Annotated in this window: 18 protein-coding genes; 7 read left to right on the forward strand and 11 right to left on the reverse strand. The window is 72.7% G+C overall.

Annotation, left to right across the window (positions count from 1 at the left end; all coding sequences use genetic code 11):
- Positions 1-196 precede the first annotated feature (196 nt).
- The 8 genes from ABT112_RS03130 to ABT112_RS03165 form a co-directional block, all read right to left on the reverse strand.
- Entirely contained in the window at positions 197-631 is a 435-nt protein-coding gene (locus ABT112_RS03130; RefSeq protein WP_351504925.1) for a rhodanese-like domain-containing protein, read from the reverse strand.
- The gene (locus ABT112_RS03135) at positions 628-1,299 is read right to left on the reverse strand and encodes a cupin domain-containing protein (protein WP_351504928.1); all 672 of its coding nucleotides are present in this window, start codon (positions 1,297-1,299) and stop codon (positions 628-630) included. The genes ABT112_RS03130 and ABT112_RS03135 overlap by 4 nt, the downstream gene beginning before the upstream one ends.
- Before the next feature lie 60 nt (positions 1,300-1,359).
- Complete coding sequence (locus tag ABT112_RS03140) at positions 1,360-1,446, reverse strand: putative leader peptide (RefSeq protein WP_351505157.1); 87 nt, start codon at positions 1,444-1,446, stop codon at positions 1,360-1,362.
- A 354-nt stretch (positions 1,447-1,800) separates the two neighbouring features.
- Complete coding sequence (locus ABT112_RS03145; protein WP_351504930.1) at positions 1,801-3,546, reverse strand: FAD-dependent monooxygenase; 1,746 nt, start codon at positions 3,544-3,546, stop codon at positions 1,801-1,803.
- A 193-nt stretch (positions 3,547-3,739) separates the two neighbouring features.
- A complete protein-coding gene (locus tag ABT112_RS03150) occupies positions 3,740-4,624 on the reverse strand; it encodes an amino acid ABC transporter permease (RefSeq protein WP_351504933.1) in 885 nt (294 codons plus the stop codon).
- Positions 4,621-5,268 carry an amino acid ABC transporter permease gene (locus ABT112_RS03155; protein WP_351504935.1) on the reverse strand — a complete coding sequence of 216 codons (648 nt, stop codon included), beginning with the start codon at positions 5,266-5,268 and terminating at the stop codon, positions 4,621-4,623. Before ABT112_RS03155 ends, ABT112_RS03150 begins: the two co-directional genes overlap by 4 nt.
- Before the next feature lie 101 nt (positions 5,269-5,369).
- Positions 5,370-6,284 carry a glutamate ABC transporter substrate-binding protein gene (locus ABT112_RS03160; RefSeq protein WP_351504937.1) on the reverse strand — a complete coding sequence of 305 codons (915 nt, stop codon included), beginning with the start codon at positions 6,282-6,284 and terminating at the stop codon, positions 5,370-5,372.
- 34 nt (positions 6,285-6,318) lie between these two features.
- Positions 6,319-7,095: an amino acid ABC transporter ATP-binding protein gene (locus ABT112_RS03165; RefSeq protein WP_351504939.1), complete on the reverse strand. Its 777-nt coding sequence runs from the start codon at positions 7,093-7,095 to the stop codon at positions 6,319-6,321.
- Positions 7,096-7,376: 281 nt separating this feature from the next.
- Between ABT112_RS03165 and ABT112_RS03170 the strand changes: the two genes are divergently transcribed.
- Both ABT112_RS03170 and ABT112_RS03175 read left to right on the forward strand, forming a co-directional pair.
- Entirely contained in the window at positions 7,377-8,081 is a 705-nt protein-coding gene (locus tag ABT112_RS03170) for a response regulator transcription factor (protein ID WP_351504942.1), read from the forward strand.
- 15 nt (positions 8,082-8,096) lie between these two features.
- The gene (locus tag ABT112_RS03175) at positions 8,097-9,506 is read left to right on the forward strand and encodes a sensor histidine kinase (protein ID WP_351504944.1); all 1,410 of its coding nucleotides are present in this window, start codon (positions 8,097-8,099) and stop codon (positions 9,504-9,506) included.
- A 237-nt stretch (positions 9,507-9,743) separates the two neighbouring features.
- On the opposite strand, the gene ABT112_RS03180 is transcribed toward ABT112_RS03175, so the two are convergent.
- Positions 9,744-12,797 (reverse strand): alpha-mannosidase, encoded by a 3,054-nt coding sequence (locus ABT112_RS03180; protein ID WP_351504946.1) that lies wholly within the window; start codon positions 12,795-12,797, stop codon positions 9,744-9,746.
- Between the two features lie 61 nt (positions 12,798-12,858).
- Complete coding sequence (locus tag ABT112_RS03185; protein WP_351504948.1) at positions 12,859-13,884, reverse strand: TAXI family TRAP transporter solute-binding subunit; 1,026 nt, start codon at positions 13,882-13,884, stop codon at positions 12,859-12,861.
- A 125-nt stretch (positions 13,885-14,009) separates the two neighbouring features.
- On the opposite strand from ABT112_RS03185, the gene miaB reads away from it, so the two are divergent.
- Both miaB and ABT112_RS03195 read left to right on the forward strand, forming a co-directional pair.
- Complete coding sequence (gene miaB / locus ABT112_RS03190) at positions 14,010-15,491, forward strand: tRNA (N6-isopentenyl adenosine(37)-C2)-methylthiotransferase MiaB (RefSeq protein WP_351504951.1); 1,482 nt, start codon at positions 14,010-14,012, stop codon at positions 15,489-15,491.
- Between the two features lie 60 nt (positions 15,492-15,551).
- Complete coding sequence (locus tag ABT112_RS03195; RefSeq protein WP_351504953.1) at positions 15,552-16,259, forward strand: class III extradiol dioxygenase subunit B-like domain-containing protein; 708 nt, start codon at positions 15,552-15,554, stop codon at positions 16,257-16,259.
- A 95-nt stretch (positions 16,260-16,354) separates the two neighbouring features.
- Here the strand turns inward: ABT112_RS03195 and ABT112_RS03200 are convergent, their stop codons facing one another.
- Positions 16,355-16,570 (reverse strand): gliding motility protein, encoded by a 216-nt coding sequence (locus ABT112_RS03200; RefSeq protein ID WP_351504954.1) that lies wholly within the window; start codon positions 16,568-16,570, stop codon positions 16,355-16,357.
- A 182-nt stretch (positions 16,571-16,752) separates the two neighbouring features.
- On the opposite strand from ABT112_RS03200, the gene miaA reads away from it, so the two are divergent.
- The 3 genes from miaA (at position 16,753) to dapF (ending at position 19,290) form a co-directional block, all read left to right on the forward strand.
- Complete coding sequence (miaA, locus tag ABT112_RS03205) at positions 16,753-17,691, forward strand: tRNA (adenosine(37)-N6)-dimethylallyltransferase MiaA (protein WP_351504957.1); 939 nt, start codon at positions 16,753-16,755, stop codon at positions 17,689-17,691.
- Positions 17,692-17,797: 106 nt separating this feature from the next.
- Positions 17,798-18,223: a hypothetical protein gene (locus ABT112_RS03210; RefSeq protein ID WP_351505159.1), complete on the forward strand. Its 426-nt coding sequence runs from the start codon at positions 17,798-17,800 to the stop codon at positions 18,221-18,223.
- Between the two features lie 176 nt (positions 18,224-18,399).
- On the forward strand, positions 18,400-19,290 hold the full coding sequence (gene dapF, locus ABT112_RS03215) for a diaminopimelate epimerase (protein ID WP_351504959.1): 891 nt from the start codon (positions 18,400-18,402) through the stop codon (positions 19,288-19,290).
- Positions 19,291-19,307 lie beyond the last annotated feature (17 nt).

Genomic DNA, 19,307 nt, shown 5'->3' on the forward strand with positions numbered 1-19,307 from the left:
GTTTTGCGTGATCGTCGCTGCTCGGCAGCTTCCCTTTCCGCTCGCAGGTCCTGCGCTACCGCTCGCCCGCCCTGCGCTGTCGGTCATCGCCCTGCCCTGCCGGTCCCGCCTTGTGCTGCCGGTCACCGCCCTGCGCTGCGGTGCGATCCGTTGCGGCCACTGGGCTTGGTCGCGACCCGCGCGCGGCGGCTGCGGGTCAGTGTCCGACGGCGGGTGGCGTGGGCCGCGGAGGAATCGATGGCTGCTCCACCGGCAGGCCGGCCGCCCGCCAGGCCTGGAAACCGCCGGTCAGGTCGGTGGCGCGATGCAGGCCCAACTGTCGCAGTGAGACAGCGGCGAGGCTGGAGGCGTAGCCCTCGTTGCAGATCACGACCACGGGGAGATCGTGACTGGTCGCCTCGGCCACACGGTGACTGCCGAGTGGGTCGAGCCGCCACTCCAGCTCGTTGCGTTCGACGATCAGCGCGCCCGGGATGACGCCGTCCCGCTCACGCAGCGCGGCATAGCGGATGTCGACCAGAACGGCCCCGGCAGCCGCGGCTTCCGTGGCCTGCTCCGGCTCCAGCCGGTCCAGTTGCTCACGGGCTGCGGCCAGTGCCGCGTCGATCCCGCGGTGCGGTGTCCTGCTCATGTCCACTCCTCGGGCTGCTCGACCTGCTCCAGGCGCAACAGCGGTCCCGTACGGCTGTAGCGGCGCATCAGCGGCAGCGGCGGGTAGTAGGCGTGCACCGACACGGCGTGCTCCTCCCGCTCCGGATTCAGCACTTGGTGGACATGGTGCGCGCCGAAAGCGCGTCCCTGTCCGGCGGGCAGACGGCGCTCCCGGTCGACACCGTCGGCCAGTTCGAGCGTCCGCCAGCCTTCGGTGGGCAGGTGCACGGCAAGGGACTGCTCGGTCAGCCGGCCGCCCGCGGTGGCGAACGCACCCCGCGAGCCGCCGTGGTCGTGCCAGCCGGTGCCGGTCCCCGGAGGCCAGCCGATCAGCCAGGCTTCGCTGCCACCCGGCCCGTCGAGCCGCATCCAGGTGCGGCCTTCCGGATCGAGGGGGAGCGAGGCGACGAGTTCGGCGTCGGCGGCGATGCGATGCACGAAGTCGAGCAGCTCGGAAGCCGTGGGCCCGGCCGGTGCCGGGGATCCGGCGGTGGAATCCGCGGTGGTCCCGGACGGGTCCGGGGCGCCCGCGGGGGCGGTGGGGCGGTGTGTCGAGAGGGTGGCTGCCGGAGCGTCGTGGGTGGCGGGCGCGGTGACGACAGAGGCGGTTGCGCGGGCAGTGAGGTCACCGGAGGCGCTGGGAGACACAGGTCCGTCCTGGATGATCGCGAAGGAGCGCGGCAGGCCGCGCGGAGGAAGGAATGCGGATCAAACGGACGGACGACACGCGCAGCCTGCATAGCGGAGCAGGTCCACATGGACCCTCCGCCAGAAGCACAGCCGGGTGTCAGTCACATCAAGGAGTGAAACATGGGCCCGTTTCTCCGGTCAATCGCGGGGTGCGGGGGTGCGGGGGTGCGGGGGTGCGGGGGTGGGGGCGTGGGGCGCGCGGGGGCGGGGCACTCCTGGGTACGTGCGGCGCCCCCGCGGACAGGTGGCGGCGACGGCCGGCGGAGGTGCGCTCCGCGATCAGGGGACGGTGTGATGCCGGCGCCCCGACTCAACGGCAGACAGTCGAAACTCCAGGGCCGCATGAAATGGGACTGGCCGCATGAAATGGGACCGGCCATGACCACGAACCAGCCCACCTACCGCCCACCTGTGAGGATCTGCCGCGGGCCGAGTGACCCCGAGTGCTCGTTCTGCCGGTCAGCGACGGGCGGAAGCGCTCCCGGCGCTCTGCGCCGTACCGTCCGCCCGTGCGCCGCTGTCCGCGCCCTGCGGGGGCACCGCGCTGCCGCCTCGGGCGGCGTCGACGCAGGAGTACAGGTCGGCGGGCCGTACCCCGGACATCGCCGCGACCAGATGCCCGTCGGGCCGGATGACCAGCACGGTGTGCGCCGCCGCGCCCGGGTATCCCTCGGTGACCAGCAGCTCCGCACGTACCGGCAGTGCCGACACCGCCGCAGCCAGCTGCGGCATCAGCCCCGCGCCGAGCCAGTGGCGGCGCTCCCACACCCCCGTGCCGGGAGCCACCAGGACGACGAGCAGATCGCCGCCCAGCCGGTCCCGCAGCCGTGCGGTCGATCCGTCCGGTGCCGTGACCGGCACATCGTCCACGGGGGCACCGGGCGCCGTGGCCACCTGGGGCGCACCACCGGACGACGACACAGCGGACGGTGTGAGGGGGGAGCGCGTGTACACCGGGAGCGCCCCCAGGGGCCCGCTGCCCACATGGCCGTCCGTGAGCAGCGCGTCGGCCCCGCCGCTCGTGCCCGGCAGCAGGGAGCGGCGTACGGCCGGCCACGAGCTGTTCGAGCGCAGCAACGGCAGTGCCTGGTCGGCAGCGCGCAGCCGTGCGCCGACCGCCGTCCGGCGTTCGGCCTGGTAGCTGTCGAGCAGCGTTCCGGAGGCCTGGTGGTGCCAGGCCAGGGCGAGCTTCCAGGCGAGGTTGTCGGCGTCCCGCAGTCCCTCGTCCAGTTCCTGGGTGCCGAAGGCGCCGAGCAGATGGGCGGCGTCCCCGGCCAGGAAGGCCCGGCCCACGCGCCACCGGCGGGCGAGGCGGTGGTGCACGGTGTGCACGCCGGTGTCGAGGAGTTCGTAGGGCGGGGTGTGGCCGCACCACACCGCAAGGGTGTCGCGGACCCGGGTGACGAGCGCCTCCGGAGTGACCAGCTCGCCGCGCGGCGGCACCAGCCAGTCCATGCGCCAGCGTTCGCCCGGCAACGGCCTGGCCAGCACCTCCCCGCCGCGCGGCGGGGACCGGTGCAGCACGGCCTCGTCCGGCCAGGGCAGTTCGGCCCGCAGCGCCGCGACGGCGTGCCGCTCGACGGCCGTGCGCCCGGGGAAGCGGACGTCCAGCAGCTTGCGCACGGTGGACCGGGGGCCGTCGCAGCCGACCAGGTAGCTGCCCCGCCACCAGATCCCCGCCGACCGCTCCGCCGTGGCGTCACCGGGGCTGCGGGTGTGTGCGGTGACCCCGTGCTCGTCCTGCTCCAGGATGCCGAGCCGGCTGCCGGTCACGACCTCGGCGAGGCTCTCCTTGGCCAGCGCCGCCCGCAGCCGCCGGGTCAGCACATGCTGCGGGCAGTGCAGCGGCGACTCACCGGCCTCGTCGGCCCCCGGCTGGTCGCCGTCCCCGACACCCGGGCCGGGGCCGTGGCGGATGTCGGAGCGGGACTCGTGCGCGTCGGCGAACTCCGTGCGGTGCAGCAGCTTTCGGCGGCGCATCGTCCGCCAGCCGGTCCAGAGGGTGCCCTCGCCGGGGGCGGGGGCACAGCCCATCCGCTCCAGGAATCCCGCGGTGTCCGGGCGCAGGACCACGGTCCGGGCGGGACGCACCTCGTCCTGCCCCGTGCCCTCGTCGAGGACCACGACCTGCACCTGACGGCGGACGAGAGCGAGAGCGAGGGAGAGCCCGACGGGCCCCGCGCCAACAATGATCACCGGGTCCACGACGGGACCCCCTCGACCGTGCCACACGGATGAAGGGTCGTCAGGGGGGCCCGGTGCGAGATCACAGCACACAAGTATGCAGGCCTCAGGGGGCCTTCGCACCAAGCTACGGTGCGCTCTCGGACGGCGCGGGCGCCCTCCCGGTCCTGGGAAGACGCCCGCGCTCATCGTGTCCCCGTCCGGGACACGGCGGTCATTTGACGATCGGCGCGTCCGGCAGATCGGGAACGTCGGGCATCACCGCCGCCGCCTCGATCGAGGCGACCGGAATGCCGGTCTTCGCCCGTCGGCCGCGCTTCTCGATCCAGGTCGCGAGGGCGGAGAGGGCCAGACACAGCGCCACGTAGATGGAGCCGAAGACGAAGATCACCGGGACGTACGGGTAGTCACCGTCGACCAGCGTGTTGGAGGCGAGCAGCCGCGCCTTCTGGAGCAGCTCGGGGTAGAGGATGATGTAGCCGAGCGAGGTGTCCTTGAGGGTCACCACCAGCTGGCTGACGATCGTCGGCAGCATGGCTCGGACGCCCTGCGGGACCAGAACGGTCATCATCACCTGGGTCTTGCTCATCCCCAGCGCGTACGCCGCCTCGCTCTGTCCCTTGGGGACCGAGTTGATACCCGCGCGCAGCACCTCGGCCTGGACGCAGCCGTTGTAGATCGTCAGGCCGAGAGCCAGGGCCCACATCGACTGGTTGGTGAGGAAGCCCACCCACAGTGCGTAGATGGTGATAAGCAGCGGGATGGAGCGGAAGAGCTCGATGAACGTCGTGGCCGCCCACCGGATCGGCTTGTGCTCGGAGAGCCGGGCGACGGCCAGCAGCACGCCGAGGACCAAAGAGAGCACAGCGGCGATCGCGAACGCCTTGAGCGTCGCGAGGAGAGAGTCGAGAATCCCCTGCCGGACACCGGCGTAGTTGAAGATGTCCCACATCTCCGGGGCGAGCTGTCCCTTGTCGTACAGGCGCAGAACGCTGATGGCGATCAGGGCCAGGACAACCGTGGTGCCCACGACGGCGTAGATGCGGTTGCGCAGGATGGCCTTGGGGCCGGGCGCGTCGTAGAGAACGCTGGCGCTCATCGGGCGACCTCCATGCGGCGCTCCAGCACGCGGAAGATGCCGCTGATGCTGAACGTGATGACCAGGTAGCTGCAGGCGACCCAGAAGAAGGTCGGGATGATGTCGATGCCCTTGTCGCTCAGGAGCTTCTGGACGCCGAACAGTTCCGTGACGCTGAACGCGCCGGCGATCGCGGAGTTCTTGGTGAGCGCGATGAAGATGCTGCTCAGCGGGGGCAGCACCGTGCGGGTGGCCTGCGGGAGAATGATGATGCGGAGGGTCTGGAAGAACGTCATCCCGATGCTCCGCGCGGCTTCGGCCTGCCCCAGCGGCACCGTGTTGATGCCGGACCGTACCGCCTCACAGACGAAGGCCGAGGTGTAGAAGCCCAGGGCCAGGGCGGCGAGGAGGAAGGGGCTCATCCCCGGGAAGAGAATCTGCGGGACGATGAAGGTCGAGACCAGGAAGAGCAGCGTCAGCGGCGTGTTCCGCAGCAGCGTGACCCAGAGCGTGCCGAAGAAGCGGAGCGGGGGCACCGGCGAGACGCGGAAGCCGGCTATGAGCAGGCCGAGCACGAGGGCAAGCACCGCGCTGGCCGCGGTGATCGACAGAGTTCCTATGAACCCGTCCCGGAACTGCGGTAGATGGTCGAGCAGTACGTTCATGAGGTCTCCGCGTCGGCGGGCGCTGGCAGGCGTCGGGCAGGGGAAACCGTGCTCCGTACGTCCGTTGCGGGGACGTACGGAGCACGTCGGTCACACGTCGGTCAGTAGCGCTCGAGCGCCGGCGGGGCGGCGTACTCGGAGCCCGAGAGACCCAGGGTGCCGTCGTAGATCTTCTTGTAGGTGCCGTCCTTGATGTGCTTCTCGAGAGCCTTTGTGAAGGCCTCGCGCAGCTCCTTGTCGTCCTTGTCCAGGCCGACGCCGTAGGGCTCCTCGGTGAAGGGCTTGCCGACGACCTTCAGCTTCTTCGGGTTCTGCGCCGCGAATCCCTTGAGGATGGCGTCATCGGTGGTGACCGCGTCGACCTGCTTGTCGACCAGCTGCTTGACGCAGTCCGAGTACTTGGCGAGCTCGGTGATCTCGGCGCCGTACTCGGGCTTCTTGATCTCCTGCAGCGGGGTGGAGCCGACGATCGAGCAGACCTTCTTGCCCTTCACGCTCTCCTTGCCCTTGATGGACGTGTCGTCCTTCCGGACCAGGAGGTCGGCGCCCGCCTTGTAGTACGGGCCCGCGAAGCCGACCTGCTTCTTGCGCTCGTCGTTGATCGTGTAGGTGCCGACGTAGAAGTCGACCTTGCCCTTGGAGATCGCGGTCTCGCGAACCCCGGAGTCCACGGTCTCCCACTTGATCTGGTCGGCGGAGAAGCCGAGGTCGGCCGCGAGCATCTTGGCGATCTCGACGTCGAAGCCCGAGCGCTCCTGGGTCGCCTGGTCCTCGAATCCGAGGAACGGCTGGTCCGCCTTGGAGCCAATGACGATCTTGCCGCGCTTCTGGGCCTTCTTCAGCGTGGGCGAGTCCAGCTTGACGTCCTTGGCCACCGTGTACTTCGGGAGGTCGGCACTCTTGCCGGTACCGGCCGGCTTGTCACCGGCGGTGCCCTCCTTGCCGCCGCACGCGGTGGCGGAGGCGGTGAGTGCGAGTACGGCAATGGCCGCGGCCGCGGTCCTGCGGAGCTTCATGGTGAACATCCCTTACGTCGTGAGTCGTTGAGCGTCAGTGGTGCAGGATCTTCGACAGGAAGTCCTTGGCCCGGTCGCTGCGGGGGTTGTTGAAGAACTGGTCCGGCTGCGCCTCTTCGACGATGCGGCCGTCGGCCATGAAGACCACCCGGTTCGCGGCCGAGCGCGCGAAGCCCATCTCGTGGGTGACGACGACCATGGTCATGCCGTCCCGGGCGAGCTGCTGCATGACCTCCAGCACCTCGTTGATCATCTCCGGGTCGAGGGCCGAGGTGGGCTCGTCGAAGAGCATCACCTTCGGGTCCATCGCCAGCGCGCGGGCGATCGCGACACGCTGCTGCTGGCCGCCCGAGAGCTGGGCGGGGTACTTGTCCGCCTGGGTGCCGACGCCCACCCGGTCGAGCAGGGCGCGGGCCTTCTCCTCGGCGGCCTTCTTGTCGGCCCGCCGCACCTTGACCTGGCCCAGCATCACGTTCTCCAGCACCGTCTTGTGTGCGAAGAGATTGAACGACTGGAAGACCATGCCGACATCGGCGCGCAGCCGGGCGAGTTCGCGGCCCTCCTGGGGCAGCGGCTTGCCGTCGATCGCGATGCTGCCCGAGTCGACTGTCTCCAGCCGGTTGATCGTGCGGCACAGGGTCGACTTGCCGGATCCGGACGGTCCGATGACGACGACGACCTCGCCGCGCGCGATCGTCAGGTCGATGTCCTGGAGCACATGCAGCGCGCCGAAGTGCTTGTTGACGTTGTTCAGGACGACCAGGGGATCCGCCGCCGGTGCAGCGTCCTTGGTCACCGATACTTCGGTCATCGGCTCTTGCTCCGTCCTCCTCGGTTGGGAGGACCATACGGAGCGGCCAGGATGACCGTCATCACATCTGAGGGAGAATTGAGCATAACGATACGGCTACGGGCTGCGACGCTGGGTGACCGGTTCCGGCCCTGCGGTGACGGGTTCCTTACCGGCTCCATAACGGATGGTGACCCAGGGCCGGACGCCTCTTGACGTGCGGCGTCGTATCGGGCTGTATGCCCTGTGACCACACCGACGTATCGCCGCACACCCCATCGCACCAGGGCAGGAAGGGGCCGATGAGACTGCTCCTCGTCGAGGACGACAACCACGTCGCCGCGGCGCTGTCCGCGGTGCTCGCGCGGCACGGTTTCGACGTCACCCACGCCCGGAGCGGTGAGGAGGCCCTCCAGGCGCTGCTGCCCGACACCGGAGCGCCCTTCGGTGTCGTCCTGCTCGATCTCGGCCTGCCCGACCAGGACGGATTCGAGGTCTGCGGCCGGATCCGGAAGCGCACCGCCACCCCCGTGATCATGGTGACGGCGCGCTCGGACGTGCGCTCCCGGATCCACGGGCTGAACCTGGGCGCCGACGACTACGTGGTCAAGCCGTACGACACCGGTGAATTGCTGGCCCGTATCCACGCCGTCAGCCGGCGCACGGTGCCCGGCGAGCCCGGCCCCGAGGACCAGGAGACGGGCGCCGACGACCCGCTGCGGCTGGGACCCGTGCTCGTCGAACTCCCCACCCGCCAGGTGACGGTGAACGGCGTCCCGGTGCCGCTCACCCGCAAGGAGTTCGACCTGCTGGCGCTGCTCGCCCAGCGCCCCGGCGTGGTCTTCCGCCGGGAGCAGATCATCAGCGAGGTCTGGCGCACCAGCTGGGAGGGGACCGGCCGCACCCTGGAGGTGCACATCGCCTCGCTCCGCTCCAAGCTGCGGATGCCCGCCCTGATCGAGACCGTGCGCGGCGTCGGCTACCGCCTCGTCGCCCCGGCGGCCTGAGGATCCGCGGGACCGGTGCGCACCCGACTCCTGCCGCTGCTCATCGTCCTCATGGCGGGCGTGTTGCTCGCCCTGGGCTTCCCGCTCGCCGGGAGCCTGGCCGCCGCCCAGCAGCAGCGGGTGGTCGTGGACCGGATCGACGACTCGGCGCGCTTCGCGGCTCTCGCCCAGTTCGTGACCGCCCGTCCCGCCGCGAGCAGACCCGGTGACGAGGGGGGCCGGCTGGCCACCCTGCGCGCCGAACTCGCGCGTTATGAGGATCTCTACGGCATCCGTGCCGGGGTCTTCTACCGCGACCGGACGGCGATGGCTGTCGCACCCGGCCACTGGTCCGTACCGGCCGGGGGCGAGCCCGAGCGGGCCTTCAAGGAAGCGCTGGCCGGCCGCCGCAGCCACAACCCGCCCCAGGTCTGGCCCTGGCAGCGGGAACGGCTGGCCGTCGCCTCACCGGTCATCCGGGACGGCGACGTGGTGGCGGTCGTCGTCACCGATTCCCCGACGGGCCAGCTGCGCTCCCGCATCCTCCACGGCTGGCTGCTCCTCGGTGCCGGGGAGTGCGCCGCCATGCTGCTCGCGCTGGGCGCCGCCGCCCGGCTCACCGGCTGGGTGCTGCGCCCCGTCCGCGTCCTCGACGCGGCCACCCACGACATCGCCACCGGCCGGATGAAGTCCCGGGTGGCGGCCGCCGGGGGGCCGCCGGAGCTGCGCAGGCTGGCCCGTTCGTTCAACGAGATGGCCGACAACGTCGAGGAAGTGCTGGAGCAGCAGCGGGCTTTCGTCGCCGACGCCTCGCACCAGCTGCGCAACCCGCTCTCCGCGCTGCTGCTGCGGATCGAACTGCTCGCGCTGGAACTGCCCGAGGACAACGAGGAGATCGGCTCCGTCCGCACGGAGGGCAAGCGGCTCGCCCGGGTGCTCGACGATCTGCTGGACCTGGCCCTGGCCGAGCACGCCGCGGCCGACCTCCAGCTCACGGACGTCGCCGAGCTGGCCGAGGAGCGGGTCGGCGCCTGGCGTCCGGTCGCCGACCGCGAGGGGGTCGCCCTGGTCTACGAGGGGCCGTCCGGCGCCACCGGGTGGGCCGATCCGATCGCCCTGTCCAGCGCGCTCGACGCCGTGGTGGACAACGCGCTGAAGTTCACCCCCGAGGGAGCCGCGGTCACGGTCGGCGCGGAACCGGACGGCGACACCGTCCGGATCACCGTGGCGGACGGCGGCCCCGGCCTCACCGAGGAGGAGCTGGACCGGATCGGCGACCGGTTCTGGCGCAGCGGCCGGCACCAGAACGTCTCCGGCTCGGGGCTGGGGCTGTCCATCTGCCGAGCGCTGCTGGCGGCCGGTCGGGCCTCGATGGCGTTCGCCCCCAACGAGCCGAACGGGCTGCGGGTGACGATCACGGTCCCGCGAACGGCCCCGCCCGGCTGACCGTCCCTCCCGGCTGACCGCGCCGCTCGGGCGACTGTCCCGCCCGGCTGACGCCCGCTGGGCCGGCCCCGACCCCGGCCGTCAGCCGACCGCCGACGGGCACCGCCGAGGCATCTGCCTCGACCGTGGTGGCCGCCTGTACGGCCGCTGCCCCGCGGCACCCCCGCTCGGCCGGGCCCCGCCACCTCAGACACGGCCACCTCAGTCACCGCCACCTCAGTCACGGCCACCGAGCCGTCACCCCGCCCCCGGCGCCCCCGCCCGCTCCAGCCGCAGCGTCACGATCTGGAACGGGCGCAGGCTCAGGGCCACCTCGCCGTCCGCGGACACCGGGTACTCCGGCGCCCCGGCCAGGGGCCGTTCCAGCAGGTCCGTCCCGGTCGCCGAGGCCACCGGGAATCCGGCCCGGAGCGTGGCCGCGGCCCGCCCGCCGTGCGCCTCGTACAGCCGCACCACCACGGCGCCGCCGCGGTCCTCGGCGAGCTTGACCGCCTCGACCACCACCTGGTCGTCGTCCACCGTCACCAGCGGCTCCACCGGAGCCGAGCCGGGCGCGGTGCGCTCCGGCAGGTTGAACCAGTGACCCTCGCGGACCGCGTCGCCCACCGAGGCCCCGGGCGCCAGCCCGAAGCGCAGCCGGTGCCGCCCCTGGTCGGTCTCCGGGTCCGGGTAGCGCGGCGCCCGCAGCAGCGACAGCCGGACGGTCGTGGTCTGGCCGCCGTCCGCGCGCACATCGCGGGTGACGTCATGGCCGTACGTCGAGTCGTTCACCACCGCCGCGCCCCAGCCCGGCTCCGCCACCCGGATCCACCGGTGCGCGCAGATCTCGAACTTCGCCGCGTCCCAGGAGGTGTTGGTGTGCGTGGCCCGGTGGACGTGCCCGAACTGGGTCTCCGCGGCCGACCGGTCCGCCTTGACGTCCAGCGGGAACGCCGCCTTGAGCAGGGTCTCCGACTCGTGCCAGTCGACCTCGGTGTCGATCTCCAGCAGCTTCGAGCCGGAGCGCAGGGTGAGCAACTGCACCACCGAGGAGGCGCCGAAGGTCCGGGCGACGCGCAGCACGGCCCGGTCCGCGCCCTCCTCGGCGACCGTCAGAGCGTCCAGGCCGACCAGGTCGGTCACGGTGTTCCGGTAGTAGGCGTCGACATCCCAGGCGTCCCACATCGTGGGGAAGTCGGGGTGGATCTGGAGCAGGTTCGCCGCCAGCCCCGGGGCCACCGCCTCCCGCCCGGCCGCCAGGTCGTACGCCGAGACGACCAGCCCGCGGCCGTCCACCTCCACCCGCAGCAGGCCGTTGGCGAGGACGAAACCGCCGCCCGCCGCCTCCTCCCTCGGCGCCAGGGTCACCGGATCGCCCGAACGGCCCGGTTCCGGGGCCGCGCCGCCGGCCGGAATGCCCCGCCGCGCGTGCGGGGCGGCGTTGAAGACGACCGTTCCCTCCCCGCCGCCGGTCAGCGCCCGCTGCGCCGCCGCGACGAGCGCCTCCAGCTCCCGCCGCACCGCCGCGTACGTCGCCCGCGCCTCGCGGTGCACCCAGGCGATCGACGACCCGGGCAGGATGTCGTGGAACTGGTGCAGCAGCACCGTCTTCCAGATCCGCTCCAGATCCTCGTACGGGTAGCGGTATCCGGGCACCCGGACCGCCGCCGTCGCCGCCCACAGCTCCGCCTCCCGCAGCAGCGACTCGCTGCGCCGGTTCCCCTGCTTGGTCCCGGCCTGCGAGGTGTACGTGCCGCGGTGCAGCTCCAGGTACAGCTCACCCACCCAGACCGGGGCGTCCGGGTACTCCGCGTGCGCCGCCTCGAAGAACTCCGACGGCCGCTCGACGGCGACCCGCGGCGAACCCTCCAGACCGCCCAGCCGCCGGGCACGGGCCAGCATCTCCCGGGTGGGCCCGCCGCCGCCGTCTCCCCACCCGAAGGGCACCAGCGAACGCGACGCCCGCCCCTTCTCCCGGTAGTTGCGGGCGGCGTGTGCCAGCTGCTCCCCGCCGAGATCGGAGTTGTAGGTGTCCACCGGCGGGAAGTGGGTGAAGACCCGGGTGCCGTCGATGCCCTCCCACCAGAAGGTGTGGTGCGGAAAGGCGTTGGTCCGGCTCCAGGAGATCTTCTGGGTCAGGAACCAGTCCGACCCCGACAGCTTCACCAGCTGCGGCAGCGCGGCGGTGTAGCCGAACGAGTCCGGCAGCCACACCTCCTTGGTGTCGATCCCGAACTCGTCCAGGAAGAACTTCTTCCCGTACAGGAACTGCCGGGCCATCGCCTCCCCGCCGACCATGTTGGTGTCGGACTCCACCCACATCCCGCCCACCGGCACGAACTGCCCGGCCGCGACCTTCTCCCGGACCCGGGCGTACACCTCCGGCCGGTGCTCCTTGATCCAGGCGAGCTGCTGGGCCTGCGACATCGCGAACACGAACTCGGGGTGGCGGTCCATCAGATGCACCACGTTGGAGCAGGTCCGCGCCACCTTCCGCACCGTCTCCCGCAGCGGCCACAGCCACGCGGAGTCGATGTGCGCATGGCCGACCGCGCTGATCCGGTGCGCGGACGCGTGCGCGGGGGAGGCGAGCACCTCCGCCAGCGGCTCCCTGGCACCGGCCGCCGAGCCCGCGACATCGGCCAGGTCCACGGCGTCCAGGGCGCGTTCGGCCGCCCGCAGCAGTTCCCAGCGGCGTGCGTCCCCCTCCGGCAGCTGGAGCATCAGCCCGCCGAGGACCTCCAGGTCCTGCACCAGCTCCCAGACGTCCGCCTCGAACACGGCGAGATCCATCCGGGCGATCCGGTACAGCGGCTCCTCGCCCGCGGTGAGCCGGTCCCCCTGACGGGTCGGCGTCTGGCCCGCGAGGACCGGGTTGGCGGCCGCCTCGACGTACAGCAGCACCTCCTCACCGCCCCGGGCCGGGTCGCCGACGCGCACCCAGTCGTTGTACGGATGGAGGCCCTTCACCGCCTCCCCGTCGGGCCGGTACACCAGCCCCTCGCACTGGAACCCGGGCATCCCCCGGTCGAAGCCCAGGTCGAGGACGGCCTCCACGGTGCGCCCCGCCCACTCCTCGGGCACCCGGCCGCGCACCCGGAACCAGCTGGTCCCCCAGGCCGGCCCCCACCGGTCGCCCGCCCGCGCCGGGCCGTACGCGGCGGCCAGCCCCTCGGCGACCGGGACCGGTTCACCGGGCGTGTCCCAGCGCTCGACGGTGAGCGGCACGCAGCGGCCGTGGACCGCGGGCCGGATGCGTTCGGTCAGGACACGGTGCAGACGGGACTCGACGATGCTGCGGTCGTCATGCATGACGCGGCTCCGATGGCTCGGGACGGACGTCGGGCCCGGCCGGGTCCGGCCGAGCGGGGGATCAGGACTTGACCGAGCGGTAGTAGCGGCGGGCGCCCTCGTGCAGCTCCAGCGGATCCGTGAAGATCGCCGTCCGCAGGTCCACCAGCTGCGCCGCGTGCACCTCGCTGCCGATCCGGTCGCGGCTGTCGATCACCGTGCGGGTGATGCCCTCGGTCAGCCCCGGATCCGTACGGTCCGTGGTCACCAGCAGGTTCGCCACCGCCACCGTCTTCACCGCCTTGCCGTGCTGCACCTGCGGATAGGCGTCGGCCGGCATGACCGCCGCCCGGTAGTGACGGGTCGCCGCGCCCTGCCGGGTCAGCTCGTCGCTGAGGTCCCCGAGCTGCACGAGACGGATGTCGACGTCGTCGGCGAGGTCGGAGACCGCCGCCGTCGGCAGCCCGCCCGACCAGAAGAATGCGTCGATCCTCCCCTCGCGCAGCAGGCCGGGCATCCGGTCGATGCCCACCCGGACCGGCTCGATGTCCTTCCGGGCGTCGAGCCCGGCGGCTCCGAGGAGCCGGCCCGCTATCAGGCTCACCCCGGAGCCCTTCTGGCCTATGGCGACCCGCTTGCCCCGCAGGTCGGCGGCGCTCCGCACGTCGGAGCCGGCCGGCACCACGAGCTGCATGTAGTCGTCGTACAGCCGTGCGCAGGCGCGCAGCCGGTCCGCGTCCCGGCCGCCGCGCTCCCGGTAGGCGGCGACCGCGTCGGCCGTGGCGATGGTGAAGCTCGCCTTGCCGGAGACGAGCCGCTCGATGTTCTGGACGGACCCCTCGCTGGACCGCAGCCGCAGGTCGACGCCGGGCAGATCCCGGGCCACGTGCTGCTGCAGGAGCGCGCCGTAGCGGGCGTACACCCCGGTGGGCACCCCGGTGGTGAAGTCCACCCTGCCGTGCGGGGACGAGGTCTGGCCCAGCGGCAGCAGCCACCACAGCAGCAGCGCCAGCACCGCGCCGGCCGCCGCCGTGACCTGCAGGGCACGCCGCCGGCCGAAGCGCAGGGCGGAGCGCCGGTCGCGGATGCCTGGGAACGCGGGAGCCATGCGCGCGATCCTGCCAGCCCGGGCAGCCCGGGGCCAGGGGCGCCGGACGGGATCACGCGGCGCCCGGGGAGCGCACGGAAGGCGGGGGCGGAGCCCGGTGGTGACCACGTACCCTGGTGGGCGAGATGAGCGCGAAGACCTACGAGGTGCGCACCTACGGGTGCCAGATGAATGTCCACGACTCCGAGCGGCTCTCCGGCCTGCTGGAGGACGCCGGTTACGTCCGGGCGCCCGAAGGCCGTGCCGAGGGCGAGGCGGACATCGTCGTCTTCAACACCTGCGCGGTGCGGGAGAACGCCGACAACCGGCTCTACGGCAATCTCGGCCGGCTCGCCCCGATGAAGGCGAAGCGGCCCGGGATGCAGATCGCCGTCGGCGGCTGCCTCGCGCAGAAGGACCGCGACACCATCGTCAGGAAGGCCCCCTGGGTCGACGTGGTGTTCGGCACGCACAACATCGGCAGCCTCCCGGTGCTGCTGGAGCGGGCGCGCGTCCAGGAAGAGGCGCAGGTCGAGATCGCCGAGTCGCTGGAGGCGTTCCCCTCCACGCTGCCGACCCGCCGCGAGTCGGCGTACGCGGCCTGGGTCTCCATCTCCGTCGGCTGCAACAACACCTGCACCTTCTGCATCGTCCCCGCGCTCCGCGGCAAGGAGAAGGACCGCCGGCCGGGCGACATCCTCGCCGAGGTGGAGACGCTGGTCGCCGAGGGCGTCACCGAGATCACGCTGCTCGGGCAGAACGTCAACGCCTACGGTTCCGACATCGGGGACCGCGAGGCGTTCAGCAAGCTGCTGCGCTCCTGCGGCCGGGTGGAAGGGCTGGAGCGGGTCCGCTTCACCTCCCCGCACCCCCGCGACTTCACCGACGACGTGATCGCCGCCATGGCCGAGACACCGAACGTGATGCCGCAGCTGCACATGCCGCTGCAGTCCGGCTCGGACACCGTCCTCAAGGCGATGCGCCGCTCCTACCGCCAGGACCGCTTCCTAGGCATCATCGAGAAGGTGCGCGCCGCGATGCCGGACGCCGCGATCTCGACCGACATCATCGTGGGCTTCCCCGGCGAGACCGAGGAGGACTTCGAGCAGACCATGCACGTGGTCCGGGAGGCGCGCTTCGCCCAGGCGTTCACCTTCCAGTACTCCAAGCGCCCCGGGACGCCCGCGGCGGAGATGGACGGGCAGATCCCCAAGGAGGTCGTGCAGGCGCGCTACGAGCGTCTGGTCGCCCTCCAGGAGGAGATCAGCTGGTCGGAGAACAAGAAGCAGGTCGGCCGGACCCTCGAGGTCCTGGTCGCCGAGGGCGAGGGGCGCAAGGACGACGCCACCCGCCGGCTCTCCGGCCGGGCCCCCGACAACCGCCTGGTGCACTTCACCCGCCCCGAGGAGCCGGTCCGGCCGGGCGACGTCGTCGAGGTGGAGATCACCTACGCCGCCCCGCACCACCTGCTCGCCGAGGGGCCGGCGAAGGGCGTCCGCCGCACCCGCGCCGGTGACGCCTGGGAGCGCCGCACCGCGGCCCCGCAGGAGTCCTCCGGCGTGATGCTGGGCCTGCCCACCGTGGGCGTCCCGGCACCGCTGCCGGCCGTGACCGGCGGCTGCGGCTGACGGGAGCCGGCTCGCGCCGGGCGGGGCCCGGCGCCCGAGCCGCGCGCGTAGGGTTCGGACATGCTTGCCGCAGCCGCCGTGTGCCCCTGCCCGCCGCTCCTTGTGCCCGAGGTGGCCGCCGGGGCGGCCGCCGAACTCGACGGTCTCCGGACGGCCTGTTCGGACGCCGTCGCGGTGCTCGCCGCCGCCCGCCCCGACCGCCTGCTGGTGATCGGCCCGGCCGGGCCCGACGAGCAGGGCCCCTACCCCTCGGGCGCGGCCGGATCGTTCCGGGGCTTCGGCGTGGACCGGGCGGTCCGGCTCGGTAAGGGCGACGCCTCCGTACGGGAGCTGCCGTCGTCCCTCGCCGTCGCGGCCTGGCTGCTGGAGCACACGGACTTCACGGCCGCACCGGTCGAGGGCCTGGGGATCGACACCGCTCTCCCCTCCGGGCGCTGCGCCGCACTAGGCCGGGAGAGCGCCGCCGGTGCCGAGCGGCTCGCCCTGCTGGTCATGGGGGACGGCAGCGCCTGCCGGACCCTGAAGGCCCCCGGCTACCTCGACGACCGGGCCGCGGACTTCGACGCCGGGACCGCCCGGGCGCTGGGCGCCGCCGACACCGAGGCGCTGCTGGCCGTCGACGAACGGACGGCGCACGAGCTGAAGGCCGCGGGGCGGGCGCCCTGGCAGGTGCTGGCGGGGGCGGCAGAGGGCGCCGGGCTGGCCGGCACGCTGCTGTACGACGACGCCCCCTACGGGGTGGGCTACTCCGTCGCGGTCTGGTCGTAGCCGGGCGGCCGCCGGACGGGACGGCCGGGGCCGGACACGCGGACGGCCGCGAGGCACGGGGCTTCGCGGCCGTCCGTCGACAGACTGCGGTGGGCCTACTTGCGGGCGCCCTCACCGGCCTCGCTGTCGGCGGCCTCCTCCGCGGACTGCTGCTTCGGGATCTCCACCCCGTCCGTCGTCTTCGGCGACTCCTCGGACGCTGCCTCGGCGTCAACCGCGGGCTCCGTGGATTCCGTCGTCAGAGGGGCGGCCGCCGCCTCGTCGGTTGACGCCGCGGACGAACGACGCCGAAACCGTGAAAACACGCCCATATCTACTCCATAACCTCGCTGGGGTGAGTGATATCCCGCGCAGCCCGGAGCGTCCCCTTGCGTCGCCCCCCGGCACCGATGCGTAAACCGGCGGCGGAACCTCGCCCCACGCAACGACCCCGGGGGCGGGCCGTCACGTCGCTCGTTCGAGGAGGGCGGCCGGGGTTTGCGAGACTGTGCCAGTGACAAGTTCAGCGCCCGTGCCCCGGGTCATCGCCGTGGTGGGTCCCACCGCGGCCGGAAAGTCCGATCTCGGCGTGGCCCTGGCCGAGCACTTCGACGGCGAGGTGATCAACGCCGACTCCATGCAGCTGTACCGCGGCATGGACATCGGCACCGCCAAGCTGTCGCCCGAGGAGCGCCGGGGCGTGCCGCACCGGCTGCTGGACATCTGGGACGTCACGGAGGCCGCCAGCGTCGCCGAGTACCAGCGGCTGGCCCGGGCGGAGATCGACCGGCTGCTGGCCGCCGGGCGTACCCCGGTGCTGGTCGGCGGCTCCGGGCTGTACGTCCGCGGGGCGATCGACGTCATGGAGTTCCCGGGCACCGATCCGGACGTACGCGCCCGTCTGGAGGGCGAGTTGGCCGCCGAGGGCCCCGGTGTGCTGCACGCCCGGCTGGCCGCGGCCGACCCGGCGGCGGCCCGGGCGATCCTGCCCGGCAACGGCCGGCGCATCGTCCGCGCCCTGGAGGTCATCGAGATCACCGGCCGCCCCTTCACCGCCAACCTCCCGGGCCATGAGTCCGTCTACGACACCGTCCAGATCGGGGTGGACGTCGACCGCCCGGAGCTGGACGCACGCATCGCCTCACGCGTCGACCGGATGTGGGACCAGGGGCTCGTCGACGAGGTGCGCACCCTGGAGGCCGCCGGCCTCCGCGAGGGGCGCACGGCCTCCCGGGCCCTCGGCTATCAGCAGGTCCTCGCCTTCCTGGCGGGCGAGTGCACCGAGGACGCCGCGCGCGCCGAGACCGTGCGCGCCACCAAGCGGTTCGCACGCCGTCAGGACTCCTGGTTCCGGCGCGATCCCCGGGTGCACTGGCTCAGCGGAGCGGCCGACCGGCTGCCGGAACTCCGGACCCGCGCGTTGACGTTGGTCGAACGAGCGGTCACAGCCTGATCACGTGATGGCATCGGGAGGCTCCGTACGCCTTCCGGGCATCCGAGTGCGTGTCATCATCGGACTTCGATCAGCCGTGAAGTCCGAGTTGGGAGGGCGCGTGGCAATGGAGGCCGGCCCTCGCGACAGACCGCAGCCGCAGGACCGACGGACCGAGGAGCTCACCCCGGACGGCCCCGAGCCGGCGACCGGCGGCGAGTCCTTCCGCGAGCTGCGCCCGCCGCGACGGCTCCGCATCTGGCAGATCGCGCCCATCGTGGGTCTCGCGGCCGCCGGCTCCCTGATGTTCGCCTTCCCGCTCGCCTTCGAATTCGGCGACAGCGGAGCGATGGTGGCCCTGCTCGGCCTGCTGATCAGCTGCTGCGCGGCGGGCTGGGGCATGATGGCCGCCCGCCGGGTCGGCCTCACCTGGCCCGGACTCGCGCCGCGCGGCTCGGGCAGACGTCCCGACTGGCGCGTCATCGCGCTCTACGCCCTGCTGGTCGGCACGGCCGCGGCGCTCGCCATCTGGCGGGTCGCCCGCCTGCGCTGAGCCACGGCTTCACCCGGCACGGCACGGACCCGCACAGGGGCGGCTCCCGGACGGGGCTGCCGCCACCGGCCCGCAGGCCGGACCCGCGTTCGGCGCGCGGCACCGGTATGTGGAGACGCGCCACCGGGCCCGCAGGTCGGACTCCCCCGTGCCGGACCGGCCCGTAGGATCGAGGGGTGAGCACCGAGCAGATCCCCTTCCTCAAGGGTCATGGCACCGAGAACGACTTCGTGATCGTTCCCGACCCCGGCAACGCCCTCGACCTGCCCCCCGCGGTCGTGGCGCGGCTCTGCGACCGCCGGGCCGGTATCGGCGGGGACGGGCTGCTCCACGTGGTGCGGTCCGCGGCACACCCCGAGGCCGCGTCGATGGCCGCCGAGGCCGAGTGGTTCATGGACTACCGCAACGGCGACGGCAGCATCGCCGAGATGTGCGGCAACGGCGTACGCGTCTTCGCCCGGTACCTCCGGCGCGCGGGCCTGGTGGAGGCCGGCGATCTCGCCGTCGCCACCCGGGCCGGTGTGCGGCAGGTGCACATCGCCAAGGCCCCGGCGGCCGGCGGGGACGGCGACATCACCGTCGGCATGGGGGCCGCGCGGCTCCCCGACGGCGAGGTCACGGTGACCGTGGGGGAGCGCAGCTGGCCCGCGCGCCACGTCAACATGGGCAACCCGCACGCCGTCGCCTTCGTCGACGACCTCGCCCACGCCGGGAACCTGTTCTCCGCCCCGCCGGTGCACCCCGCGTCCGCGTACCCCGACGGCACCAACGTCGAGTTCGTCGTGGACCGCGCCCCGGGGCACGTCGCCATGCGCGTGCACGAGCGCGGCTCGGGGGAGACCCGTTCCTGCGGCACCGGGGCCTGCGCCGTCATGGTCGCCGCGGCCCGCCGCGACGGCGTCGACCCGGCCGTGACCGGCAGCCCCGCCACCTACACCGTGGACCTCCCCGGCGGCCGCCTGCTGATCTCCGAGCACCCGGACGGCCGGATCGAGATGACAGGCCCGGCCGTGATCGTGGCCGAGGGCGTCATCGACCCGGAGTGGCTCGCAACCGCGTTCGTCTGACGCCTCCCTCGAACGGG

The organism is Streptomyces sp. NPDC002055, assembly GCF_040296705.1.
GTDB lineage: Bacteria > Actinomycetota > Actinomycetes > Streptomycetales > Streptomycetaceae > Streptomyces.

Bases quoted from the DNA above. Each gene is read 5' to 3' on its own strand.
- ABT112_RS03130 (WP_351504925.1), bottom strand. From the start codon at position 631: ATGAGCAGGACACCGCACCGCGGGATCGACGCGGCACTGGCCGCAGCC.
- ABT112_RS03150 (WP_351504933.1), bottom strand. From the start codon at position 4,624: ATGAGCGCCAGCGTTCTCTACGACGCGCCCGGCCCCAAGGCCATCCTG.
- ABT112_RS03155 (WP_351504935.1), bottom strand. From the start codon at position 5,268: ATGAACGTACTGCTCGACCATCTACCGCAGTTCCGGGACGGGTTCATA.
- ABT112_RS03160 (WP_351504937.1), bottom strand. From the start codon at position 6,284: ATGAAGCTCCGCAGGACCGCGGCCGCGGCCATTGCCGTACTCGCACTC.
- ABT112_RS03165 (WP_351504939.1), bottom strand. From the start codon at position 7,095: ATGACCGAAGTATCGGTGACCAAGGACGCTGCACCGGCGGCGGATCCC.
- ABT112_RS03170 (WP_351504942.1), top strand. From the start codon at position 7,377: ATGAGACTGCTCCTCGTCGAGGACGACAACCACGTCGCCGCGGCGCTG.
- ABT112_RS03180 (WP_351504946.1), bottom strand. From the start codon at position 12,797: ATGCATGACGACCGCAGCATCGTCGAGTCCCGTCTGCACCGTGTCCTG.
- ABT112_RS03185 (WP_351504948.1), bottom strand. From the start codon at position 13,884: ATGGCTCCCGCGTTCCCAGGCATCCGCGACCGGCGCTCCGCCCTGCGC.
- miaB (WP_351504951.1), top strand. From the start codon at position 14,010: ATGAGCGCGAAGACCTACGAGGTGCGCACCTACGGGTGCCAGATGAAT.
- ABT112_RS03195 (WP_351504953.1), top strand. From the start codon at position 15,552: ATGCTTGCCGCAGCCGCCGTGTGCCCCTGCCCGCCGCTCCTTGTGCCC.
- ABT112_RS03200 (WP_351504954.1), bottom strand. From the start codon at position 16,570: ATGGGCGTGTTTTCACGGTTTCGGCGTCGTTCGTCCGCGGCGTCAACC.
- ABT112_RS03210 (WP_351505159.1), top strand. From the start codon at position 17,798: ATGGAGGCCGGCCCTCGCGACAGACCGCAGCCGCAGGACCGACGGACC.